Genomic DNA, 23,533 nt, shown 5'->3' with positions numbered 1-23,533 from the left:
GCGGGGCAGGATGGGCCCATGGAGCGGACGTTCGAGGAACTGGTGGCCGAGGCCGAGGCGGTGTCGGTCGACGGGTGGGACTTCTCCTGGCTGGACGGCCGGGCGACCGAGGACCGCCCGTCGTGGGGGTACCAGCGGCTGCTGGGGGAACGGCTGGCCCGGGTGTCTGCGGCCCTGGACTTGCAGACCGGGGGCGGTGAGGTGCTGGCGGGTGTGGCCGGGAGCTTCCCGGCCACGATGGTGGCCACCGAGTCCTGGCCGCCGAACGTGGCCCGCGCGACCGGGCTGCTGCACCCGCTGGGCGCCGTCCTGGTCGCCGATCCGGACGAGCCGCCGCTGCCGTTCGCCGACGGCGCCTTCGACCTGGTGACCTGCCGGCACCCGGTGACGGTCTGGTGGGAGGAGATCGCCCGGGTCCTGCGTCCGGGCGGCAGCTACCTGGCCCAGCACGTCGGGCCGGCCTCGGTGTTCGAACTGGTCGAGTACTTCCTCGGGCCGCAGCCCGAGGCACGCCGGGCCCGGCGACCGGAGGACGAGGCCGGGGCCGCCCGGGCCGCCGGACTGGAGGTCGTCGACCTGCGCTCGGAGCGGCTGCGGACGGAGTTCCGCGACATCGGTGCGGTGGTCTACTTCCTGCGCAAGGTGGTCTGGATGGTTCCGGGCTTCACGGTCGGCGCGTACCGGGACCGGCTTCGTGAGCTGGACGCCCGGATCCGGGCGGAGGGGCCGTTCGTCGCCCACTCCGCCCGGTTCCTGATCGAGGCCCGGAAGCCCCGGGACCCCGGCCGGCCGAGTGCCCCGGACGACCGGGGCGGGCCGGTCAGCCTGCCGTGACCAGGTCGAGGTAGCCGTCGTTCCACAGGTCCTCGTCGCCGTCCGGCAGCAGCAGGACCCGGTCCGGGCGCAGCGCCTCGACGGCCCCGGGGTCGTGGGTGACCAGCACGATCGCGCCGGGGTACGTGCCGACCGCGGCCAGGACCTCGGCGCGGGAGGCGGGGTCGAGGTTGTTGGTGGGCTCGTCCAGCAGCAGGACGTTGGCGCCGGAGTGGACCAGTCCGGCCAGGGCGAGCCTGGTCTTCTCGCCGCCGGAGAGGACTCCGGCGGGCTTGTCGGCGTCGTCGCCGCGGAAGAGGAACGCGCCGAGCACGTGCTGCAGTTCGCCGTCGGTGAGGTCGGGCGCGGCCCGGGAGAGGTTCTCCCGGACGCTGCGGGACGGGTCGAGGGTGTCGTGTTCCTGGGCGAAGTAGCCGAGTCTCAGCCCCGGGCCGGGGACGACCCGGCCGCCGTCGGGGTGCTCGTAACCGGCCAGGATCCGCAACAGGGTGGTCTTGCCGGCGCCGTTGTGGCCGAGCACGACCAGCCGGGTGCCCCGGTCGACGGCGAGGTCGAGGCCGGCGAGCACGCGCCGCCCGTCGTAGGACTTGGCGAGGCTGACGGCGCCGAGCGGCATCCGGCCGCAGGGCGCCGGGTCGGGCAGCCGGATCCGGGCCGTGCGCTCGGCCCGCCGGGCCGGTTCGAGGGCGGCGAGCATCCGGTCGGCCCGGCGGGCCATGGAACGGGCGCTGACGGCGGTCGCGACGTTGGCCCGCATCCGGTCGGCCTGGGCGTGCAGCGCGGTGGCCTTCCGCTCGGCGTTGGCGCGTTCGCGGACGCGGCGGCGTTCGTCGGCGTCGCGTTGGACGAGGTAGGCGGCCCACCCGGTGTTGTGGACGTCCACGGCGGCACGCTGCGGGTCGAGGTGGAAGACCCGGTTGACGGTGGCGGCGATCAGCGGCACGTCGTGGCTGATCAGTACCACGCCGCCCGGGTAGCCGGCCAGGAAGTCCCGGAGCCAGGCGACGGCGTCGGCGTCCAGGTGGTTGGTGGGCTCGTCGAGGAGCAGGGTGTCGTGGCCGGCGAAGAGGATCCTGGCCAGCTCGACCCGGCGGCGCTGACCGCCGGAGAGCGCGCCGAGCGGGCCGTCGAGGACTCGGCCGGGCAGGCCCAGTCCTGCCGCGACCCGGGCGGCCTCGGCCTCCGCCGCGTAGCCGCCGCGAGCCTGGAACTCGGCCTCGGCCGTGGTGTAGGCGGCCATGGCCCGGCGTTGGGCCCGTTCGGGAGCGGCGGTTCCCGTCGCGGGGTTCCTCGCTGAACGGCCCGTCGTCGCGACCACGGCGGTGGCGGCCTCGGCCAGCGCGCTCTCGGCGGCGCGCAGGGCGTGGACGGCGGAGTCCAGACCGCGTGCGGACAGGATCCGGTCCGTGACGGTGACGGCCGGGTCGGCGGCCCTGGAGTCCTGGGCCAGGTAGCCGACCGGGCCGGTGCGGGTGACGGTCCCGGCGGCGGGCCGGATCCGGCCGGCCAGGGTGGAGAGCAGGGTGGTCTTGCCGGCGCCGTTGCGGCCGACGAGGCCGATACGGTCGCCGGGTGCGATGTGGAGGGTGACGTCGGACAGCAGCAGGCGGGCGGCGACGCGCACGTCGACACCACGGGTGGTGATCATGGGATGACGCTCCGGAACGGCGGACGGACACACGGGTGGCGTGGAGGCGGGTCCGTCGGCTAGGAGATGCGGGGCGTCGACATGGGGCCGACGGTAGCGCGGGAGGCCGGTGCTTCGCATCCGGATTTCCGTCCGGCCGGGGCGGAGGGGGGCGTGCGTGCGGGACACGGTCTTGCCTGACCATGTCCGCGACATGTTCCATGGCTCCATGGGGCGCAGCGAGCTCGTTCTGATGACCGATCACAGTTCGTCCGAGGGCAGTCGGGAGGCGCTGGCCTCCGCCGTGCACAGGCTCACCGGCCGGGCACCCGTTCTGCTCGACGCACGGCACTTCATGGCCGGCGGTCCCGGCCTGGTGCGCGGCGTCGACGGCGGGGTCAGCCTTGAGGTGCCCGGCGAGGGCCTGGCCGTGGCCGCCACGGCAGTGCTCCTCTACGAGATACCGCCGCACCGGCGGACGGAACTCGCCGACTGCCAGCGCGCGCTGCGCGAGCACGGTGTGCGCTCGCTGGGCACCGCCGTGGACGGCTGGCGGGTGGCCACCGACAAGCGCCTCGCGGTGGAGCGGTTCGCCCGGGACGGCGTCCGCCAGATGACCACCCTCACCCTCTCCCGGCCCACGCCCGAGGAGGCGGTGGAGGTCTTCGACCGGCTCGGCGGCGACGTCTGGGCGCGGCCGGCCGTCGGGATGAGCGGCCAGGACGTGTTCCACGTCACCACCCGGGCCCAGCTCGCCGACGCCGCCCGGTGCTACGCCGAGGCCGGCACCGACTGGCTGCTCGCGAGTGACGCCGGCAACTTCACCGCCGACGGACGGCGTCACCAGTTCCGGGTGACGGTGCTGAACGGGCGGGCGATCCGCGCGGTCGAGCACGTGCAGGCAGACCCGGACGCGCCGTGCAACCTCGCCCGGGGTGCCGTCTCCACCCCGCTTCCGGTCGACGACCTGCCCGCCGGACTGGCGGAGCTGGCGGTCGAGGCGACCGGAGCGGTGGGGCTGCCGTTCGCCGCCGTGGACCTGGCGGCCCAGAGCGGCGGTGTGGTCTTCGAGGTCAACGTCCACCCGGCGTTCGGTTCGCCGGGCGCGCTGGAGGCGGTCGCGGTCCCGTACGTCGCCGCCCACCTCGAACCGTCCCACTGAACCGCCCCACTGAACCGTCCCACTGAACGGTCGCACCGAAGTCCGGGCCGAACGGTCCCGCCGAGCCGCCGTACCGAGCAGCCGCGCACGGCTGCCGTCCGGTCGGCATCCCTGCCGGCCCGTCGCCGATCACCGCCGCCGTGCCCCGTTCGGGGGTCGTCCGGGGGCCGTGCCGAAGGAAGCCGCACTACCGAGCGTAGTCGACCGAGGGTGGATCCACTTCGGCGTCTCGCGGTTCGCCCGTCGTCTCAACGCTCGTGCAACACAAGGATGCTGACGTTTCGAAAGGTGTGAACGGAGGGTCGCGCGGAAGGGCTTTCGCCGCCGTCGCGCGCCCCTTCGGGCGTGTTCCGCCGGATCGGGCGCGGGCCCCCTGGTCGAAGGGAGTCCCCGGTGGGTACTAGACTCATTGAAGTTGTGAAGGCACCTCGTTCGGTGAGGCGTCGCCACGGACACAGGCCACTGACCCCACGACGTCGAGAGACGCCCAGGGTCAGGACAGGTCTCCCCGGCCTAAGGGGTGACCCCAAGTGGCTGCACCCCCGGGTGCTACGCCGTGGCGTGCCAAAGCTCTGACGAGATCAGGGGTGCCCACCCGTTTCTGTCGCGGGCACGTGTGCGTGCGGCCGGACGGTGTGGATCCTCCTGGTGGCCCGGTCACGGTGACCCTGCGTGGGCGCCCCGACGGCGAGGAGGTGAGATCGGTGGAGAGCAGTAGCCCGGGTCGAAGTCGGCCCTGCCCCAGGACGTCCCCCCCATCTCCTGGCCCCCGGCACTTCTCCTCCCGCACCGCTTCCGGCTCCCGTCGTCGCACCGCCCGCCGCTGATCCCGGCAGGCGGCACCGCGCGGCCGGGCGCCGTGCGTGGTGGAGGGCGGCCGGGCGTCTCCCGCCTGCCCCGCCCCGAGCCTCCCGGCCGGGTGCGGTGGCCCCCGAACAGCGGAGGTACCCCGCCATGTCCGACTGGCGTGTGCGCGCCGTGCGCGCAAGCAAGCGTCCGTTCTCCCGTTCCGTCGTCCCGACCCGCTCCACCGACACCCAGCCCGCCCCCGAGCACTCGATGGACCCGCGCCCGGACCAGCCGGCCGAGGACGTCAGCCTGGAGCGTTCGGTCGTCGACGCCGCCGTCTACCGCGAGGGCCGCCGGATGCCGACGCCGGCCAACCTGGCGGACGTCTACCGCGAACTGCCCGGCAAGCCCGGCACGATGGCCTGGATCGGGCTCTACCGCCCGGCCGAGGCACAGCTGCTGGAGGTCGCGGAGCGGTTCAACCTGCACGAACTGGCGGTCGAGGACGCCATCGTCGCCCACCAGCGGCCGAAGCTGGAGCGCTACGGCGACACGCTGTTCGTCGTGCTGAGGGCCGCCCGGTACCTCGACGACGTGGAGGAGGTGGACTTCGGCGAGATCCACCTCTTCGTCGGCCCCGACTTCGTGTTCACCGTCCGCCACTCGCAGGCCCCCGACCTCTCGGCGGTGCGGCGGCGCCTGGAGGCCGACCCGGAGCTGCTCGCGCTGGGCCCGGAGGCCGTCCTGTACGCGGTACTGGACGCGGTCGTCGACGGCTACGCGCCGGTCATCGCGGGCCTCCAGCACGACATCGACGAGATCGAGACCGAGGTGTTCGGCGGGGACCCGCAGGTGTCCCGGCGCATCTACGAACTCTCGCGCGAGGTCATCGAGTTCCAGCGTGCCACCCGACCGCTGCTGGAGATCATGAAGAGCCTGGAGGCCGGCTTCGGCAAGTACGGCACCGACGACGAGCTCCAGCGCTACCTGCGGGACGTCGCCGACCACGCGACCTACGCCGCCGAGCGGGTCGACGGCTTCCGGCAGATGCTGCAGAACATCCTCACCGTCAACGCGACCCTGGTGTCGCAGCGGCAGAACGAGGAGATGAAGCAGCTCGCGGAGGCCGGGCACGCGCAGAACGACGAGATCAAGAAGATCTCCTCCTGGGCGGCCATCCTCTTCGCCCCGACGCTGATCGGCACCGTCTACGGCATGAACTTCGACTCGATGCCCGAGCTCAAGTGGGCCTTCGGCTATCCGTTCGCGATCGCCCTGATGGCGTTGGTCTGCACGAGCCTCTACCTGGTCTTCAAGCGCCGCAACTGGCTCTGACGGCCGCGGCGCAGGCTCTTCGTCCCGCGCGCGTCCGCCCCTGCGCCGTCCGCCCCTGCGCCGTCCGCCGCGTCGCTGCTCGTCCGGCCGTCGGCCGGTGGGCGGACCCAGAGGAGGACGGCCAGGGTCAGGGCGGCGACGCCGAGGAGCCAGCGGGGCGGTCCGGCCGGGAGCACCCCGAGGGCGAGGCCGGCCAGGGCGCCGACCAGTTGCAGGGCGAGCGACTGGACGGAGAGCGCGGTGGCCCGGGCGTCCGCCGTGACGGCCCGGTGGAGCAGGGCGCCCTGGCTCGGTCCGGCCGTGCCCAGCCCCAGGTAGGCCAGGCCGTACCCGATCGCGGCGGACGCGGCGGCGGCCGGGCCGGCGGTGTTCGCGGTGACGGCGAGCAGCAGGAGGCCGGTGGCGCAGAGCACGAGGCCGACCGGAACGGCGCGGGCGTCGCCGAACCGTTCGGCGGCGCCCGGGGCGATCCTGGCGCCGAGCGCGGAGCAGAGGAAACCGGCGCAGGCCAGCCCGCCGACCAGGACCGCGCCGGACTCCACGGTCCCGGTGAGGTCGGCGGCCCGCCCGGGGGTGAGCAGTTCGACCACCGCCAGGCCGGCCCCGGTGGCGGCGGCGGTGAGCACCACGCGCCGGACCACGGCGTTCCGCCTGCCCAGCCGCAGGCCGGTGGCGATGGTGGTGGGGACGTCGGCGACCACCGTGCGCAGCGTCGCCGGCGGCCGTGGGGGTTCGGCGAGGGCGGCCAGGACGTAGCCGGCGAAGACGGCCGCGACGACGGCGCCCAGGAGGACCGGTACCGAGAGCGGCAGGACCAGGCCGCCGGTCGCCAGGGTGAGGCGGTCACCGAGGTCACCGGAGAGCAGCCACGGCACGGCCCCGCCGACCAGGGTGCCGACGGCCAGGGCGACGGAACCGGTGGCGCTGCCCCGGGCCAGCCCGGGTCGGAGGTCGCCGTCGGCACCGGTCCGGGAGTGCACGGCGTCGACGTACCAGGCTTCGGCCGGGCCGCTCGCCAACGCGCGCGAGGCACCGAGCAGCACCATGCCGGGGAACAGCAGCGCGGGGGAGTCACCCAGGGCGAGCAGGGTGAAGGCGGCGACGCCGACCAGACCGGCGGCGGCCAGGACGGGTCGGCGGCCGAGGACGTCGGAGAGCCCGCCGGTGGGCAGCTCCAGGGCGGCGGTGGTGAGCGAGTGGGCGGCGAAGAGCCCGGCGACGGTGCCGAGCGGGAGGCCGCGTGCGGTGAGCAGCAGTACCAGGGGGGCGGTGGCCAGGCCGAGCGGTAGCCAGTAGAGCAGGCAGGTCGCCAGGTACCGGCGGCGGGCCGCGTGTTCGTCCGGCGGAACGGTCATGCGGGATCGTCCTGGCCGGTGGATGCGGGCACGGGCACGGGTGCGGCCGTGGGCGCGGCCACGGACACGGGCGCGGCTGTGCGGGCGGCCGTGGGGACGCCCCCGTCGGTGGGTGCCGGGGCGGGTGCCGGGGCCGGGGCGAGCGGCCTGGCGGCGGTGATCGACGCGACCATGAGAGGAGGGTAGACCGCTCCGGGCACTCGGCAGAAGGAGTTCCGCAGCGTCGGTTCCCTCCCGTCAGGGTCACAACTCGGTCGCACCACAAGTGATCTGACGGTACCGAGGGAATGAGTGCGAGGGACTGTTCGGAATGAGGGGGCGGGCCGTGGGCGGGCGGGGGCGGCTGCTGTGGCGGCTGGTCGGGGCGGCGGTGCTGTTCGGAGTCCTGGCGGGACTCGCGGCATCGCTGGTGGTGCTGGCGCTGACGGGGCCGGTCGACGGGATCCGGGAATACACGAGAGAGCACTGCGTCGTGATCTGGGGGCGGAACTGCTGACGATCCCTCAGGGGCGTTCGAACAGCGGGGCGCCGCCGGCCAGGCGGGACCATTCGGCGTCCGGATCGCGCTGGGTGCGGTAGACGAGGTGCAGCCGCACCGCGCCGTCGGGGGAGGTGAAGCGTGCGAGCGGCCCGTCGGCACCGGGCAGCGCGCGGCTCGGCCCACTGCTGGGCGAGAACGGCCAGGGGCGCGCCTCCGTCCACGGTCAGCACCCAGGTGGCACGGCCGCCGGAGACGGACGCGGGGTAGCGGGCCGCGAGCAGCGCGACGCCGGCCTCGTGCACCGTCGCGCCCTCCCGGAGGGCGAGTTCGGCGGCGTGCGGGGCATCGGTGTCGTCGCCCATCGCGACGCTGTCCCGGGTGAGTCGGACCATCACGAGGATGAGAATACGCCGCTCCGACCCCTCCCAGAGGCGGATGCCGAACCCTCCGTCAGGCGCATGGGAGGGTGGTGGGTATGCATGCTAGCTTCCGGCGCATGGGATCACGTGGGGCACGTGGAGCAGCGGCACAGCAGGCGATCGAGGGGCTGAAGGAGCTGGTCGGGGAGGGTCTGGCGGTCGAGGAGCTGTTCCGCCGGGCGGACGAACTCCTGCGCGGCGTCCTGGAGTACGACGCCGTCTGCTGGCACTCGGCGGACCCGGCGACGGGCCTGGTGACGTCCGTGCTGAGCGACGACCTCAGCCTGGCGACCTTCGAGGACGCCGTCCGGCTGGAGGTGTGGGAGGACGACTACGCGACCTTCCCCAAGATCCGCCTCAGCGGTGTCCGGGCGGAGACGCTCAGCCGGGCCACGCGGGGGGAGCTGAGCGAGAGCATCCGGTTCCGCGAGCTGATCAGCCCCGCCGGGTTCGGCGACGAACTGCGCGCGGTGTTCGACGCGCACGGCGGGATGTGGGGCTGTGCGGCGTTCATGCGGGGCGCCGACCGGGGGCCGTACCTCGGCCAGCAAAGGGAGTTGGCCGACCTCGCGGCGCGGCACCTGGGCAACGCGCTGCGCGCGTGTCACCTCCCGGCCGTCGGCGAGGCCGGTCCGGGGGCCGGCCCGGGAGAGGGAGAGCCCGGTCCGGCCGTGGTCGTGCTCGGCCCGTCCAACCGGCTCCTCGCGATGGCGGGACCGGCCGAGGACCTGCTGCTCCGGCTCGCGGACCCGAGCCGGACGTCGCTCGGCGTCCCGACCGCCTTCGCGATCGCGGCCGAGCAGGCGCGTCGGACTGCCTGCGGGCTGCCGGTGCCGCAGACGAAGATACGGGTGCAGGACCGGGACGGTCAGTGGTACGTGCTGCACGGTTCGGCGCTGAAGGGCGGCGTGGCCGGCGAGGTGACGGTGGTGGCGGCCCCGGCGACACCCGCCGACGCCATGCCGCTCTACCTCTCCGCCTACGGGCTGACGGTGCGGGAGCAGGAGGTCGCGCTGCTGCTGGTACGCGGGTGCGACACCCGGGACGTCTCGCGGCTGCTCGCGATGACGCCGTACACGGTGCAGGACCATCTCAAGTCGGTGTTCGCGAAGGCGGGCGTGGCCAGCCGCCGCGAACTCGTCGCCCGGATCATGCTCGGAGGCGGGGCCCCGTAGGGGCGTGAGCGGGTGTACGTTCTGACGGGTCGGCAGGCGCCGGACCGGTGACCGTGACGGGAACCACCGTTCGTTAGCTGACCATGGGGGGTTCCGCACCGGGCCCGCCGGGCCGTCCGGAGGGGGCCAGGAATGAGCATGGACGAGACCGCAGGTCCGGCGGGAACCGGTGGTGGCGGCGGAAGCGCCGGAGGCGTCGGGGGAGACGGCACCTCCACCACGCCCGGAACGGCGACCGCCGTCGACGGCCCGGGCGGCCCGGGCACGCCGGAGCAACCGGGCGGTGACGGTACGGGCGGTGACGGCGGCCCGGGCGGAGGCGACGTCGGTGACGGCGGGGCCGGCCGCCGGGCGGGGAAGGAGCGGCGGAAACGTCCGCTCTGGCAGGAACTGCCGCTCCTGATCGGCATCGCGATCCTGCTCTCCCTGGGCATCAAGACCTTCTTCGTCCAGGCCTTCTCCATCCCCTCGGGCTCGATGCAGCACACCCTGGAGAAGGGTGACCGCGTCCTGGTCGACAAGCTCACCCCGTGGTTCGGCGCCGAGCCGGAACGCGGCGAGGTGGTGGTCTTCAGGGACCCGGGCGGCTGGCTGGGCCCGGTGCCCAGGTCCGAGGGCAACGGCTTCGTCGAGGGCATCCGTACGGCGCTCAGCACCGTCGGCCTGCTGCCGTCGGACGACGAGCAGGACCTGATCAAGCGCGTCATCGCGGTCGGCGGCGACACCGTCGAGTGCAAGGAGGGCAGTCCGGTCAGGGTCAACGACGTGGCGCTGGACGAGCCCTACCTCTTCCCCGGGGCGACACCCTGCGGGGACGCGCCCGTCGGCACCGTCACCGTCCCCAAGGACCACCTGTGGGTGATGGGGGACCACCGGAACGACTCGCGCGACTCGCGTTTCCACGTCAACGAGCCGAGCGGCGGCTTCGTCCCGGTGAAGAACGTGATCGGCCGGGCGTTCGTGATCGCCTGGCCCCTGACGCGCTGGGACACCCTGCCCGTGCCGGACACCTTCGACCAGCAGGGCCTCGCCGCCGGCAGCACGTTCGGCGGGTCGGCGGGTGACCCGCTCGGCGGGCCTCCGGCGCCGGAGGCCGCCGTGACGGCCGTCGCCGTTCCCCTCGCCCTGTGGGCGCGCCGGCGCACCGCCCGCAGGGGGCGCTGACCCCCTCGCACCGCCGGCCCGTCCGGCTCGCCCCGGTCAGGCGCGGCGGGCGCCGTAGCGGGCGAGGAAGAGGTCGATCCCCGCCTCGATCACCACGGCGAGCTCCGCGTCGTCGACCGGGGTTTCGGGGGCGAAGGTGTGCGTCAGCTGCGGGATGCCGACGGTGGTCGCCACCAGTTGCTGGACGGCGAGTCTGGGATCGGGCACGTCCAGCTCGCCCCTGGCGGTCAGCTCGGTGAGCGCCTCGACCAGGGGGCCGTTGTTCATGTCGTAGGTGACCTGGTACCAGAGCCGGCCGAGCTGGGGGAACCGGTCGATCTCGCCGATCACCAGGCGGCGCAGCGACATGATCTCGGGGCGCAGCAGGATCCGGGCCAGCTCGGTGGCGTGCCGGACCAGCGCGCCGCGCAGGTCCGGGGAGTCGGTGACGGCGCGGCCGGCCGGCGTCAGATCGGCGTAGGTCCTGGGCAGGATGCCGCCGACGACGGCCAGGAACAGACGTTCCTTGCTGCCGAAGTGCTTGTAGATGGTGGCCTTCGAGACGCCGGACCGGCCGGTGATGGTGTCCATCGAGGCCGCCGAGTAGCCCTCGGCGAGGAACTCGGCGAGTGCGGCGTCGATGATCGCCCGACGCTTGCGGGAGGCGGCGTCGGAGGGGTCCGGGATGATCGGGATGCCGTACTGGTCGGTCGCGTCCTGGGGGTCGGCTCCCATGGCTGTCCTTCGCGCGGTGGTGGGGGGTGCGGGGCGGGGTGGCGGCGTCGGACCGCCGGTGGCGTCCGGTACCGGGCACCGAGGCCGGAATCAGGAGGAACCGGGCACCGGGAACGGGCGCCCAGTATATGAACTGAACCGTTCGGTCGGCAAAGGAGGGTGCCGGTCGTACCGGTGGCGACGCGGGCCGGGAGGGCCGTGTGCCGTCACGTCTCGAATGAACTACACCGCCCGGTGCACTGTCAATACTGAACTGTTCAGTTGACACTCTGAACTGATCGGTTTAGTTTTCTCGGTGTCGGCAACGACGAGCACGAAACGACCACCTCCACCGAAGGAGCCCGCCATGACCGCCTCCAGGATCTTCGCCATCTCCGGCTCGCTGCGTGCCGACTCGCACAACACCCGACTGCTGCGCGCCGCACAGAAGTTCAACCCGGGCGGCCAGGAGATCGAGATCTACGAGGGCCTGCGCGACATCCCTCCGTACGACCTGGACCTCGACACCCCCGAGCTGCGGCCCGCCGTCGTCCAGGACCTGCGCCGCCGGGTCCAGGAGGCCGACGGCCTGCTGATCGCCACCCCGGAGTTCAACTACTCCATCCCCGGCGTGCTCAAGAACGCCATCGACTGGCTGAGCACCGACTGGACCCGCACCGAGGGCCTGCCCCTGCACCGCAAGCCGACCGCCATCCTCGGGGCCGCCCCGACCAACTTCGGCACCGTCCGCGCCCAGCTGGCCCTCCGTCAGGTGTTCGTCTGGACCGAGACCGACGTCGTCGTGAAGCCCGAGGTCATCGTCTTCCGGGCGCACGAGCGCTTCGACGGGGACGGCAACCTCACCGACGAGACCACCGTCGGACTGCTCCAGGGCCTGCTCGCCGCGCTCCAGGAGAAGATCGACGCCCGCGCCGCCCGCCCGGCGAGCTGACCACCGGCGCCGACGACGGCAACGGGACCGACGCCGAAGACGGTTCGCAGCAGGATCCGTCCCTCATACCGTCGGCGCGGGCGCCGGGTTGCCCTGGTGGGTGAAGGCGGCCCAGTGGTGGAGGTGGTGAAGGTCCGACCGGGTGGCCTCGTGGCGGAGGGGACCGTCGAGGGCGGGCGGGAACGCGCGGCCGGGGTCGATCATCCACATCTGGGCGGCGCGCAGGGCGTCGGGCGGAGCCAGTCCGCCGGCGGTGAGGTGGTGGTGGAAGACGGCCGTCATCACGGCGGTCGGACCGTCGCGCACCGCCCAGCGGGATCCCACGACATCCGCGGCGCCACCCGTGACCAGCGCGGTGGAGAGGGTCAGTGCCTCGTCGTGGTGGCGCGTACTCAGATCGGTCTCGCAGGCGCTCAGCACGACCAGCGGGCCGGCGTCGCCCGGCCGGCGGCGGGCGGCGCAGTCGAGGATGCCGGCCACGGTGAGCCGGCCTGATCCCGGGACCGCACCGGGAGGGTCGGCCAGCCACAGCGCGGAGTCGGTGGGGCGCGGTGCGGCCAGGGCGTGGCAGGACAGGTGGACCACGGAGGCCGGCAGGTCGCCTCCGGGCAGCGCCGCGAGGATCTCCGCCGGTGTGCCCGCGGCGTCCGGTGCCTCGTCGGCGGAGAAGAACTCGCCGTAGCGGAGCGCGTCGGGGTAGCAGGCGGCGCGCAGCGCGGCCGTCTCGATCTCGGCCCACGGGAGGCTCAGCCCCGGGTCGGCGACCAGTACCTGCCGGCCGGCGGCCGGGGGCATCCGGCGCCGGGCGGTCGCGGCCAGGAACCGGGCGCCGGACGGGGCGTAACTGAGGACGGCCTCCTGGCAGGCGTACCGGTGACCGTGCTCGCCCTGCCCCCGGACGTACGCGGCGTGCCACGGCACGGCGCCGAGCCGCTCGCAGGGCACCAGCACGATCCTGGGCGGCCGGGGCGCCGCACTCTCGGGCACCGGCCCCCGGGGCTCCGGCGGTGGGGGCACCGCCGCGAGGACCGGGCCCATCACGGCCCGCCCGGCCCACTCGCACAGCGTGCGCAGCGCGTCCTGCCACCGTGCCTCGCAGGCCGCCCGCGACGACGCGTCCGCCGCCGGATCGGCGAGAGCGCGGGAGCGCTCTGCCGCGGCGTCGAGGTAGCGCTCCAGCGGCGGGCTGCCCGTGGCCAGCAGCTCCGGCAGGGGGAGCAGGACGGGACCGGTGGAGGGCAGCAGGATCAGTGCGAAGCCCGGCAGCGTACGGTCGGGCAGCGGCATGCCGGGCACCAGGTAGACCAACGCGTCCGTGTCCGTGGCCGCGAGGCCGGCGACCAGCTCGGCCACGTCGGCGGTGTCCGCCGGCTGCCCGGTGCGGGGGGCGTCGGGGGTTGCGCGACGGACGAGGCCGAGCACGGCCAGCGCCTGGCGCCGCAGGCTCCCGGGGATCGGCGGGCCGTCGGTCGCTGTCGACGGCCCGCCGGCGTCCTCCGGCCGTAGCGGGCCCGGGGTGACCTGGGCGCGCCACCGCCGGGCCAGATCGGGACGGCCTGCGGCGTCAAGGCGTTCGGGGATGCCCCGGGACGCGTCGGCGGCCTGGAGCACCAGGGTGCGCCCCTTCTCCAGGTCGGCCACCGCGTCGGCGGGCCGCCGGGTGAGGAAGGCGGCGAACGCCAGCCGCCGGGCCAGCACGGCACCGGCGAGGGCCGCCGACAGGCCGTGGTCGGCGCCGACCTGGAGCAGGACGTCGGCGGCCAGCTCGTCCAGCGCCTCGCGGGTGATCTCCACGAATGCCCGGGCGTCCTCGCGCCCGCCCGGGCCGCCCCGGGCGGCGCGCATCATGTGGGCCTCGGCCAGCTTCGTCAGGACGTCCACGCGATGCGTCCCGCCGCGCCCCTCGGCGAGCAGCGCGCGGGCACCGGACAACTCGGTGACGGCCTCGTCCAGGAGCGCCGGATCGTTCTCGCCGCGCATGACGGCGAACAGCAGGCGCAGGCCGAGCGTGGCACGGCGGCCGTACTCGTGATCGTGATACCGCTCCGGTTCGTCGAGTGCCCGGCGGAACGCGGCGAGCGTGCGGACCAGGGCGGTGCGGTCCTCGGGCCCGGCGAGCCCGGGCACCCCGGGCGTGCCGGTCTGCCCGGGGTCGGCGAGCAGGTCGTCGAGCCGGCCGAGCCGCTGCGTCAGTTCGCCGCGCAGGCCGCTGTCCGGTGGCAGCGCGTCGTACCGGCCGCGGAGCTCCTCGACCAGGCGCGGCAGGGCCTCGTGGTCGCCGGTGCGCTGCGCGTACTGCAACTCACGGTCCGCGGTGGAGAGCACGAGGTCGAGGGCGAACGGTGAGTCGGGCGGCACCGAGCCGTCGCGTTCCAGCGCGGCGCCCAGCCCGCGCAGGGTGACCAACGAGGCGTCGGCGTCCTGGAGACTCCCGCCGTACGTGGCGGCCTGCTCCAGCACCGCGACCAGGTCCGCCTTCAGGACCAGGGACCACCAGGACCCTGCGGCGGCTGCCCCCACTGCCTCCCCGAGCAGGGTGGCGGCGTCCTCCAGATAGCCGGGATCGCCGGTCCGATAGGCCAGCAGCCGGTCGAGAAGGGCGGCCTGACGCCGCTCGCGCAGCCCGACATGGGTGACGAAGTCCATGACGTGGCCGGGGAGATGGGCTGCCAGGCCGGGCTCCGGGGTGACGCCGGCCGGCCACTCCGTCAGACGGATGCGGTCGTCGTCCGGATCCGGTGCGGGCCGCTCCGTGGTGCCGAAGTCGACCGATCCGGGTTCCCGGACCTCCACGGCGAGGAGCAGGTAGGCATGGAGTCTGGCGACCCGGGCCCGCTCGGGTGCGTTCGACGGCAACGCGCGGAACGCCCGCAGCGCCACGTCGGCGATCCGACGAACCCCGGCGGCGCCGGTGCCCCCGCCCGTGGCGGCCAGGCACAGCAGCGACGAGGCCTCCTCGTCGATCCCCAGCGCCGTGTGCGACCCGCCGTTCGCTCGGGCGTGCGTCGCGACGGGCAGCCAGCACAGGAGACGGGTGAACTGCGGCGTGCTGCGCGCGCCGGCCAGGGTCACCAGGCCGAGGACGGCCTTGAGCAGCGCGTGCTCGGAGCGGTCGACGTCGTCGGCCGCTCCGCCGCTGTCCCGCTCCCGGTCCCGATCGGATGCGGCAGCGTCCGCGGCCCCACCGCCCGCCGACGGTCCGGCGTCCGCCGCGCCGGCGGTGAGCATCCGCTCGACCTTCCCCTTGATCCTCGCGTACATCCGTTCGAGCTCCGGGTCGAGCGACGCCGCCGTGATGCGGTCGACCACGTCCCGGGCTTCGACGAGGTCCCGGCGCACCGCATCGGTCAGCACCCGTCCGTCGGTCGCGTCGAGCAGCGCGTGCAGCAGGGCGGTGCGGGTGCCGTCGGTGCGGAGCAGGGCCCAGGGCGTGAGCAGGAAGAGCAGCACCATGCGGGCCTCTGCGGCGAGCATGCCGGTCGGCGGCCCGTCGCGGTCCACGAGCCGCAGGCGCCGCAGCGCCTCCGCCCGTTCCGCGGAACTCGCGGGCGAGGCCCCGGACGCTCCGCACCCGGTCGTGTTCAGCCAGCGGATGCCGAGCAACATGCCCAGGTGCACGAAGACGACGGCGAAGTCCGCCCCGTCCTGCGCCAACGCGACCTCGACGCGGGCCAGACGGTCGATCACCGGCCCCAGGGTCTCGGCGGTCTGCCCGTCTCGCGACCGGTGCAACAGCCGTCGGGCCTCCAGGACGGCGTCTGCCGCGGTCTGCGGCAGTCCCGCCGACCCGGTGCCGTCGTCGTCCCGAACGTCCTCGCCGACCATCGGTTCCCCCCACCGTTGCGCGCGCCCCGTCCCCGTTCTCCAGGGGCCGGTGTGCCGTGCGCGTCGGCCGACGCTCCGACGGTACCGGGCGGGCCGTGGCTCCTGGTCGAACGGGCAGATCCGCATCATGCACGTCACGCGGCCGGTTGACCACCGTGGCCGCGCGTCGGGGCGGCGCGGTGTCGGTGACGGCGGCCGGTCGTCGGTCTGCGGTCCGCGGCCGGACGTCTCAGCCGGCGAAGCGTGGGACGACCAGGCCGGACTCGTACGCGATCACCACCGCGTGGGTGCGGTTCTGGGCGCCGAGCTTGCTCAGTACGTTCCCGACGTGGGTCTTGACCGTCTCCAGGCTCACCGTGAGCGAGTCGGCGATCTCCGGGTTGGACAGGCCCGTGGCCATCGACCGCAGCACCTCCTCCTCCCGGCCGGTCAGCGCCGCCCTGGGCAGCGCCTCGGAGGAGTCCAGCGGGCGGGCGGCGACCATCCGGCGCAGCGCCGCCGGGAACAGGATCGCCTCGCCCGCCGCCACGACCCGCACCGCTTCGGCGATCTGCCGCACCGGGAGCCGCTTGAGCACGAAGCCGCTGGCGCCCGCACTGAGCGCGGCGGTGACGTAGTCGTCGTTCTCGAAGGTGGTGATCACCACGACCTTCGGGGGTTCGGCCGACTCGGCGAGCAGCTGCCGGGTGGCGTCGATCCCGTTGCGGCGGGGCATCCGCACGTCCATCAGGACCACGTCCGGCCGCAGCCGCTGCGCCAGCTCGACCGCCTCGACGCCGTCGGCGGCCTCCCCGATCACCGAGATCCCCGGTTGTACCGACAGCAGCGTGCGCAGTCCGCTGCGGGTCACCTCGTCGTCGTCCGCGATCAGGAGTGTGACGGCGGTGTCGGTGGGGCCGGCCGGGCCGGTGGTTCCGGTGGCTCCGGTAGTGGAGGAGGGGGAAGCGGTGCCGTGGCCCGCGTCGGCCGCCCCGGCCGGGTGTGGGGCGGGGCCGGTCGGGCCGGCCGCGCTCGCGTCGGAGCCGATCATGCGGACAACCGTACCGGCAGCCGGACCGCCAGCCGCCAGTGCTGCGGACCGTCCGGGCCGGCCTCGATCTCACCGTGCAGCAGCCGAACGCGCTCGGCCAGTCCCGGCAGGCCGTGTCCGGAGGTGGGGAAGGAGCCCGGGCTCCGGCCGCTGCCGGCCCCGGCCCCCACGGCGGTCCGGTTGACCACGCTGAGTTCCAGGCCGTCCGGAGCGGCCGCCACCCGGACCTCGATCGGACCGCCGGTTCCGTGCCGCAACGCGTTCGTCAGACCCTCCTGGAGGATCCGGTACGCCGCCCGGGAGAGCGTCCCCTGCACCTGCGTCAGCTCGCCGGACAGCTCCGGCTCCACCAGGGCGCCGGCGTGCCGGATCCGGTCCAGGAGCTCGGGCAGGTCGGCCAGGGTCCGGGTCGGCGCGGTGCCCGCCTTCTCCTCGCGCAGCACGCCCAGCACGTAGTCCAGGTCCTCCAGGGCGGCCCGGGTCGACTCCTCGATGCTGCGCATGGCGGCCCGCGCCGCCACCGGGTCCGCGGCCAGTACCTCACCCGCCACCGCCGCCTGGACGGTGGCGGCCGTCAGGGTGTGCCCGATCGAGTCGTGCAACTCGTGGGCCAGTCGGTTGCGTTCGGCGAGTCGAAGTTCGCGCTCGGCCGCCAGGGCGAGTCGCTCGGCCGACGACGGACCGAGCAGCCTCGGCGCCGACCACCGCAGAGCGCTCGTCACGGCCCCGCACACGACCGCCGCCAGGAGCAGGCAGACGGCCGCCAGCACCCAGCTCCAGACACCCGTCACGCGTATCGACCGGTCGAACAGCGTCAGCTTCGCGTCGGTACCGGTCCAGTTCTCCGGCACGGCCACGGCGGCGGCGACCAGCACGGTGCTCGCCAGGCCGCCCGTCCACCCCAGCGTGACGTGCAGCAGCAGCCAGGCCGGAGTCCGCCAGCGGTCGGCCCGCGACGGTGCGGCGGGGGCCGGTGCGGGAGAGGGCTGTGCGGCGGACGTCGGCGCGGTGCCGGCCGGGCTCGCGGGCCGGGGGGCGGTCACGGGATCGGGCAACGGCACCTTCAGGAGCCGGCGGGCACCCGCGATCAGCGCCCGCCGCGTGGTGCGGAGCAGCCCGACGGCACCGACCAGGACCGCCCAGACCAGCAGGCAGAGAGCGGCCTGCACGCCGAAGGGCGCGGACGGCCAGGCCAGCGCCGGCAGGATCGCGAAGGGCAGCAGGGGGAGGCTCGCCAGCGCGCCGCAGTAGGCGAACAGCACACCCGAGTACGTGGAGCCGCGCAGGAGCGGCCGGAGTCCTTTGATCATGGTCGTCAGTATGGCCGCGCAGCTCACAGGGGACCTCCCCCGATCGGGGGAGCGCTCTCTCCCCCTGTCCCGTGGCCTGTCGTCCCGACCTCCCGCCGTCCGGCGGTGTGCGACCGCGACCTCGGGGATCGGGATCGGGTCCTGACCGACCGCCGGATCGCCGGCCCGCCACGTGCGTCGGAGGGGGCGGGGGCGGTGGCGGCCGAGAAGGAGAAGAAGAAAGGTTTCTTCGCCAAGCTGGGCAAGTTCCTGCTGGTCGTGGTCGTCCTGGTGATCCTCTTCTTCGTCCTGCTCGTCGTCGCGATCGTCTACGCCGCCAAGCGCATCTTCGGTCGCCGCCGCTGACGGGCCGTAGCGCCCGCGCCACCGGCGGCGGTCCGGCCGGGGACGACCCTGGTCGGACCGCGGCCGTTTCGGCCCCCACGGATTCGCGCCGCCGCCGTTTCGGGCCACCGGGGTCGAATTGGCCCTGGCCGGGCCCGTGCCCGCCCGGTGAGGATGGGCGGCATGAGCGATTTCCACCACGCGCTGCACCCCGAGAGCCGGATCGTCCACCCGCCCGTCGAGGAGGTGACCGGCAGCCGGCCGCTGGGGGTGCCGCTGCACCAGGGCCACGTCTTCGCCTTCCCCGACAGCGACGCGCTGGCGCACGCGTTCACCGGCCCCGGCCAGGCCTTCCTCTACAACCGCTACGGCAACCCGACGGTCCGCTCGCTGGAGAACGCGGTGGCCGACCTGGAAGGCGGTGCCGGCGCGCTGGCCACCGCCTCCGGGATGGGCGTGATCAACACCGTGCTGCTTGCGCTGCTCCGCTCCGGCGACCACGTGATCGCCCAGCGGAGCCTGTACGGCGGCACGTTCGCCACGCTCGCCGACCTGGCGGAGCGCTGGGGTGTGGAGGTCACCCACGTCGGGGGCGACGACCCGGAGGAGGTACGCGCCGCCCTGCGGCCCACCACCCGGCTGCTGCACCTGGAGACCGTCTCCAACCCGACCACGCGGGTCACCGACCTTCCCGCGCTGATCGGCGTCGCTCGGGAGGCGGGCGTGCTGAGCGTGGTGGACAACACCTTCGCCACCCCGCTGATCTGCCGGCCGATCGAGCACGGCGCCGACATCGTGGTGCACTCGGCCACCAAGTACCTGGGCGGTCACTCCGACGTACTGGCCGGTGTCGCGGTCTTCGCCGACGCCGAGCTGCACCGGCGGGTCTGGCAGCACGCGATCGAACTGGGCTCCTCCCTCGACCCGTTCGCCGCCTGGCTGACGCTGCGAGGGATGCAGACCCTCGGTCTGCGGCTGCGCCGGCACTGCGAGACGGCGTCCGACCTGGCCGGCCGGCTCGCCGCGCACCCGGCCGTCACCACCGTCCACTACCCGGGCCTGCCCGCCCACCCCGACCACGAGCTCGCCCGCCGGCTGCTGCCCGACGGACAGGGCGGCGTGCTCGGCGGCGGGGTGCTGGCCTTCGACCTGGCCGGTGGACGGGACGCCGCCCGCACCTTCACCGAGTCGGTCCGGCTGGCGGCGCTCGCGCCGTCGCTCGGCGGGGTGCACACGCTGGTCATGCACCCGGCGAGCACCTCGCACCGCCAGCTCGACGACGCCGAGCTGACCGCCGCCGGGATCAGCCCGGGCACCGTCCGGGTGGCCGTCGGCATCGAGCACCCCGAGGACCTCTGGGCCGACCTGGAGCAGGCGTTGGCCAAGCTCTGAGGTCCGCCACCGGCCGGGCCCGGCGCGGTGGTCGGGACGATGGGAGGGGTGGCGGGAGGGGTGGCGGACGGGGCGGCGGGTGAAGCGGCGCGGGGTCCGGTCGGGCACACCCCTGGAGCGGGGTCACGGCCGGGCCCGGGGCCGCGCGGCCAGGACGGCGACGTCGTCCTCGGCCGGGCCGGCGCCGGGGGAGTAGGGGCCGAGCGCGTGCAGCACCGCGTCCAGCAGGTCGTCCAGGTCCCCGGCGGTGGGGAGCCGTAGTGCGGCGAGCCGGGCGAGCGAGGCGTCGATGTCCTCGCCGCGCCGCTCCACCAGGCCGTCCGTGTAGAGCAGGAGGGTCTCGTCGGGCAGGAGCTCCCGGCCGACCTGTTCGTAGCCGCCGACGCCGGTCCCGAGCGGTGGACCGGTCGGGATCCGCAGCAGTTCGGTCGGCCGGTCCGGAGCGATCAGGGCCGGCGGCAGGTGGCCCGCACTGGAGAAGGTCCAGCGGCGCCGGCCGGGGTCGGCCAGCGCGAGCAGGCAGGTGGCCGGGCGGGCGGACTCGTTGGCGGCGATGACGGTGTCGAGCTGGCGCAGGATCCGGTGCGGCGGCAGGTCCATGCCCGCCACGTCGCGCAGCGTGGAGCGGTAGTTGCTCATGTCGACGGCGGCCTCGACGCCGTGGCCCATCACGTCGCCCATCACCAGCAGGGTCCGGCCGAACGGCAGCCGGACCGTCTCGTACCAGTCGCCGCCGACCACCGAGCTGGTGCCGGACGGCAGGTAGCGGGAGGCGAGTTCCAGGTTCTGGTGCGGGTGGCCGGGCTCGCTCAGCAGGGCGCGCTGGAGGTCGAGCGCGATGCCCTGCGAGTGGCTGTACCGGCGGGCGTTGTCGATGCCGGTGGCGGCCCGGGCGGCGAGGTCGCCGACGAGGACGGCCTCGTCCGTGGTGAAGACGGGGGCGGTCGGGGGTGCGGTCGGCGCCGTGGCGTCACCGGTGCCGGCCGTGCCGGCCCGGGCCAGGGTCATCAGCCCGACCAGCCGGCCGCGTGCGGTCAGCGGGACGACGAGGACCGACGTCACCCCGGCGGCCCGGTACGCGGCGAGGCTCGCGGGGTCGGGTGCGGCGTCGGCCAGCTCCTCGGGGGAGCGCGGCCCTACCAGGACCGCTACGCCGGAGGCGAGGGCGCGGGAGGCGGCCGAGCCGTCCCGGTGGCGGACGGACTCGCCCGGGTGGGCGAGGCCGGCGACCGTGCCGCGCAGCCGGTCCGCGCAGCCGACGGCGGCGCGGCGCAGTCGCAGCCCGGACGCGCCGTGGCCGTGGACGGCGGTCTCCGTCGGCAGGAGGTCGACGGTGACCAGATCGGCGAGTCGGGGCACGGCGAAGGCGGCCAGTTCGGCGCACGTGGTGTCGACGTCGAGGGTGGTGCCGATCCGCTCGGCGGCGGCGTCCAGCAGCGCCAGCCTGGTGCGGGTCTGCGCCAGGTCGCGCCGCAGTTCCTGCACGGGGTCGGGGTCGTCCAGGACGACGACGACCACGCCCGTGACGTGCCCGGCGGCCGACAACGCCCGGTAGCGCACGCGGAGCCCCGGCGGTACGGGGGCGCCCGGGCCCTCCGGGCTGCCGGTGGTGTGCTCGCGGTCCCGGCCGTCGGCGACGATCCGGCGCAGCGTGCCCGCCGCGCCCCCGAACGAGGTCGACTCGACCGGCCGGCCGAGCAGGTCGGCCCGGCGCAGCCCGGTGGCGGTGGCGAACGCCGCGTTGAGGTACTGCCAACGCAGGTGTTCGTCCAGGATCGCCACGCCCGCAGGCAGCACCGCCAGGAGGTCACGGAGCAGGTCGGGCATGTCACCTTCGGTGAGGTCGCCGCCGCTCCCGGCGAAGGCCGCCGCCGCTGCCGCGAACGCCGTGGCGTCCGCGCCTGCGGGTGTGGCGCCCTCTCCTCCGCCGCCGTTCCGGAACCGCATGGCCCCATGATCACCCGCCCGGGCGCGGCACGCCCACGGGTCGGTCGATCTTTGACCGATCGGGGGTGGGTGTTGTAAAAGGCCGCGACCGCAGCCGCGGAGGCGCGGCCGGCTCCGGGGCCCACCGCGGGCTCAGGCGGTCGGCTGCTGCTTGAGCTTGGTCCAGACGGCTTCCAGAGCGGCGATGTCGGCGTCGTCCAGCCGGTCGTCGAAGACCTCGGCGAGCGCGGTGCGGCGGGTGGCGTCGGCGGCGGCGAAGAGCGAGCGGCCCTCCGGCGTGAGGGCGATCCGCACCGAGCGGGCGTCGGTGGGGGAGGGGACGCGCTCGACGAGAGCGCGGGCCTGGAGCGAGTCGGCGACCCGGGAGACCTGGCTGCGGCTGAGCAGGGTCTTGGCGCCGAGGTCGGAGGCGGCGACCGGGGTGTCCTGGGCGTGCAGCCAGAGCATCACCTCGAACCAGGAGAGCGGCAGGTCGTGGGCCCGGATGAGGGCCTGGTCGACGAGGGTGCTCAGGGTGGTGCCGGCCCAGACCAGGCCGTAGAAGGCGTGGTCGCGGGCGGTGAGGTCTCCCAGGGTGAGGTCGGTGCGCGCCATGCCGGCCACTCTACCGGTGTGCGTGTGCGTGCACGCATCCTGCTATGGTGTGTGTGCACGCACACAAACTTCCAGGGAGTTTCGATGGCCACTCCGACGACCGGTCCGGCGACGGGCCCGGCGACCACTGCGGCGACCGCCGACCGCACCGTCCTGATCACCGGCACGTCCTCCGGTATCGGTCTCGCCGCCGCGGTGGGGGCGGCCCGCGCCGGCTACCGCGTCGTCGCGACCATGCGGGACGCCGGCCGCTCCGGCGCGCTGACGGCCGCCGCCGCCGACGCCGGGGTCGCCGACCGGGTCGAGGTCGCCCGGCTCGACGTCACGGAGCCCGGCTCCGTCGCCGCGTGCCTGGACGCGCTGATCGCCCGGTACGGCCGGCTCGACGCCGTGGTCAACAACGCGGGCGCCGGCCGCGTCGGCACCGTCGAGCAGGACGGCCTCGACCCCGTCCGGGCGGCGATGGAGGTCAACTTCTTCGGCGTCGTCGAGGTCACCCGCGCCGCCCTGCCGCACCTGCGGGCGAGCGCCGGCCGGGTGGTCACCGTCACCAGCGTCGGCGGCGTGGTCGGCCAGCCCTTCAACGAGGCGTACTGCGCCGCCAAGTTCGCCGTCGAGGGCTTCATGGAATCCCTCGCCCCGGTCGCCGCGACCGTCGGCGTCCACGTCACCGTGGTCGAACCCGGCGCGGTGGCCAGCGAGTTCGTCGCCAGCCAGGCCATCGACCTGCCCGCCCTGCTGACCGCCGCCGGCCCGTACGCCCCCGCCCTGCAGTCGTACGCCGAGCGCACCCTCGCGGCCTTCGGCCAGGCCCAGAGCTCGGAGGAGGCCGCCGCGACCGTCGTCGAGGCGCTCACCGCCGAACGGCCGCCCTTCCGGGTGCAGACCTCCGAGCGGGCCCGTGCCTTCGTCGGCGCCAAGCTCGCCGACCTCGACGGCTCGGCCGTCCAGCGGCTCACCGGCAGTTGGGTCGGCTGAGTCCCGACCCGGGCGGACGGTTCCTGGACGGACGGCCCCCGGCCCTCCGGTGCCCGGCCCGCCGGGGGGAAAACCCGCCGGTGAGGGGGTTGACGACCGGTCATACTGGGCGGTGCCCAGGCCGGGGCGCCGACCGGGTGCTCCGCG

Annotated in this window: 19 protein-coding genes and 1 riboswitch; of the genes, 10 read left to right on the top strand and 9 right to left on the bottom strand. The window is 74.7% G+C overall.

Annotation, left to right across the window (positions count from 1 at the left end):
- Nucleotides 1-18: 18 nt before the first annotated feature.
- The gene (locus tag PUR61_RS22500) at nt 19-834 is read left to right on the top strand and encodes a methyltransferase domain-containing protein (RefSeq protein WP_329881108.1); all 816 of its coding nucleotides are present in this window, start codon (nt 19-21) and stop codon (nt 832-834) included.
- Here PUR61_RS22500 and PUR61_RS22495 read toward each other — a convergent pair.
- On the bottom strand, nt 821-2,482 hold the full coding sequence (locus PUR61_RS22495; protein ID WP_329881107.1) for an ABC-F family ATP-binding cassette domain-containing protein: 1,662 nt from the start codon (nt 2,480-2,482) through the stop codon (nt 821-823). The two genes, PUR61_RS22500 and PUR61_RS22495, sit on opposite strands and share 14 nt — an antisense overlap.
- 232 nt (nt 2,483-2,714) lie before the next feature.
- On the opposite strand from PUR61_RS22495, the gene PUR61_RS22490 reads away from it, so the two are divergent.
- Both PUR61_RS22490 and PUR61_RS22485 read left to right on the top strand, forming a co-directional pair.
- The gene (locus PUR61_RS22490; RefSeq protein ID WP_329881106.1) at nt 2,715-3,623 is read left to right on the top strand and encodes an ATP-grasp domain-containing protein; all 909 of its coding nucleotides are present in this window, start codon (nt 2,715-2,717) and stop codon (nt 3,621-3,623) included.
- Between the two features lie 420 nt (nt 3,624-4,043).
- Nucleotides 4,044-4,217, top strand: a riboswitch (M-box (ykoK) riboswitch).
- Nucleotides 4,218-4,577: 360 nt separating this feature from the next.
- Entirely contained in the window at nt 4,578-5,747 is a 1,170-nt protein-coding gene (locus PUR61_RS22485) for a magnesium and cobalt transport protein CorA (RefSeq protein WP_329881105.1), read from the top strand.
- On the opposite strand, the gene PUR61_RS22480 is transcribed toward PUR61_RS22485, so the two are convergent.
- Both PUR61_RS22480 and PUR61_RS22475 read right to left on the bottom strand, forming a co-directional pair.
- Nucleotides 5,714-7,102 carry an MFS transporter gene (locus PUR61_RS22480; protein ID WP_329881104.1) on the bottom strand — a complete coding sequence of 463 codons (1,389 nt, stop codon included), beginning with the start codon at nt 7,100-7,102 and terminating at the stop codon, nt 5,714-5,716. The two genes, PUR61_RS22485 and PUR61_RS22480, sit on opposite strands and share 34 nt — an antisense overlap.
- Entirely contained in the window at nt 7,099-7,275 is a 177-nt protein-coding gene (locus PUR61_RS22475) for a hypothetical protein (protein WP_329881103.1), read from the bottom strand. The genes PUR61_RS22480 and PUR61_RS22475 overlap by 4 nt, the downstream gene beginning before the upstream one ends.
- 137 nt (nt 7,276-7,412) lie before the next feature.
- Between PUR61_RS22475 and PUR61_RS22470 the strand changes: the two genes are divergently transcribed.
- The 3 genes from PUR61_RS22470 (at nt 7,413) to lepB (ending at nt 10,341) form a co-directional block, all read left to right on the top strand.
- Entirely contained in the window at nt 7,413-7,598 is a 186-nt protein-coding gene (locus PUR61_RS22470; protein ID WP_329881102.1) for a hypothetical protein, read from the top strand.
- 481 nt (nt 7,599-8,079) lie between these two features.
- Nucleotides 8,080-9,177, top strand: a complete 1,098-nt coding sequence (locus tag PUR61_RS22465) for a helix-turn-helix transcriptional regulator (protein ID WP_329881101.1) — start codon at nt 8,080-8,082, stop codon at nt 9,175-9,177.
- Between the two features lie 138 nt (nt 9,178-9,315).
- A complete protein-coding gene (gene lepB, locus PUR61_RS22460) occupies nt 9,316-10,341 on the top strand; it encodes a signal peptidase I (RefSeq protein ID WP_329881100.1) in 1,026 nt (341 codons plus the stop codon).
- A gap of 36 nt (nt 10,342-10,377) precedes the next feature.
- Here lepB and PUR61_RS22455 read toward each other — a convergent pair whose 3' ends face one another.
- Complete coding sequence (locus PUR61_RS22455; RefSeq protein WP_329881098.1) at nt 10,378-11,055, bottom strand: TetR/AcrR family transcriptional regulator; 678 nt, start codon at nt 11,053-11,055, stop codon at nt 10,378-10,380.
- A 346-nt stretch (nt 11,056-11,401) separates the two neighbouring features.
- Here PUR61_RS22455 and PUR61_RS22450 point away from each other — a divergent pair, with 346 nt between their 5' ends.
- Nucleotides 11,402-11,986: an NADPH-dependent FMN reductase gene (locus tag PUR61_RS22450; protein ID WP_329881097.1), complete on the top strand. Its 585-nt coding sequence runs from the start codon at nt 11,402-11,404 to the stop codon at nt 11,984-11,986.
- 63 nt (nt 11,987-12,049) lie between these two features.
- Here PUR61_RS22450 and PUR61_RS22445 read toward each other — a convergent pair whose 3' ends face one another.
- The 3 genes from PUR61_RS22445 to PUR61_RS22435 all read right to left on the bottom strand — a co-directional run bounded on the left by PUR61_RS22445 (nt 12,050) and on the right by PUR61_RS22435 (nt 18,151).
- Nucleotides 12,050-15,811 (bottom strand): CHAT domain-containing protein, encoded by a 3,762-nt coding sequence (locus tag PUR61_RS22445; RefSeq protein WP_329881096.1) that lies wholly within the window; start codon nt 15,809-15,811, stop codon nt 12,050-12,052.
- Between the two features lie 229 nt (nt 15,812-16,040).
- Nucleotides 16,041-16,841, bottom strand: a complete 801-nt coding sequence (locus tag PUR61_RS22440) for a response regulator transcription factor (protein ID WP_329881095.1) — start codon at nt 16,839-16,841, stop codon at nt 16,041-16,043.
- Nucleotides 16,838-18,151, bottom strand: a complete 1,314-nt coding sequence (locus PUR61_RS22435; RefSeq protein ID WP_329881094.1) for a sensor histidine kinase — start codon at nt 18,149-18,151, stop codon at nt 16,838-16,840. Before PUR61_RS22435 ends, PUR61_RS22440 begins: the two co-directional genes overlap by 4 nt.
- Nucleotides 18,152-18,256: 105 nt before the next feature.
- On the opposite strand from PUR61_RS22435, the gene PUR61_RS22430 reads away from it, so the two are divergent.
- Both PUR61_RS22430 and PUR61_RS22425 read left to right on the top strand, forming a co-directional pair.
- Nucleotides 18,257-18,496 carry a hypothetical protein gene (locus tag PUR61_RS22430; RefSeq protein WP_329881093.1) on the top strand — a complete coding sequence of 80 codons (240 nt, stop codon included), beginning with the start codon at nt 18,257-18,259 and terminating at the stop codon, nt 18,494-18,496.
- Between the two features lie 162 nt (nt 18,497-18,658).
- Entirely contained in the window at nt 18,659-19,867 is a 1,209-nt protein-coding gene (locus PUR61_RS22425; protein ID WP_329881092.1) for a trans-sulfuration enzyme family protein, read from the top strand.
- Between the two features lie 123 nt (nt 19,868-19,990).
- Here PUR61_RS22425 and PUR61_RS22420 read toward each other — a convergent pair whose 3' ends face one another.
- Together PUR61_RS22420 and PUR61_RS22415 are read right to left on the bottom strand one after the other, a co-directional pair.
- Nucleotides 19,991-21,814: a SpoIIE family protein phosphatase gene (locus PUR61_RS22420; protein ID WP_329881091.1), complete on the bottom strand. Its 1,824-nt coding sequence runs from the start codon at nt 21,812-21,814 to the stop codon at nt 19,991-19,993.
- 132 nt (nt 21,815-21,946) lie between these two features.
- Entirely contained in the window at nt 21,947-22,408 is a 462-nt protein-coding gene (locus tag PUR61_RS22415) for a MarR family winged helix-turn-helix transcriptional regulator (RefSeq protein WP_329881090.1), read from the bottom strand.
- An 84-nt stretch (nt 22,409-22,492) separates the two neighbouring features.
- Between PUR61_RS22415 and PUR61_RS22410 the strand changes: the two genes are divergently transcribed.
- Nucleotides 22,493-23,386, top strand: coding sequence for an SDR family NAD(P)-dependent oxidoreductase (locus PUR61_RS22410; RefSeq protein ID WP_329881089.1), 894 nt, complete (start codon nt 22,493-22,495; stop codon nt 23,384-23,386).
- Nucleotides 23,387-23,533: the final 147 nt, after the last annotated feature.

This window comes from Streptomyces sp. BE20 (assembly GCF_036322525.1).
In the GTDB taxonomy this organism is placed as follows: domain Bacteria; phylum Actinomycetota; class Actinomycetes; order Streptomycetales; family Streptomycetaceae; genus Kitasatospora.
Note: the sequence above shows the minus strand (reverse complement) of the source record. Positions and strands in the feature narration are given on the sequence as shown.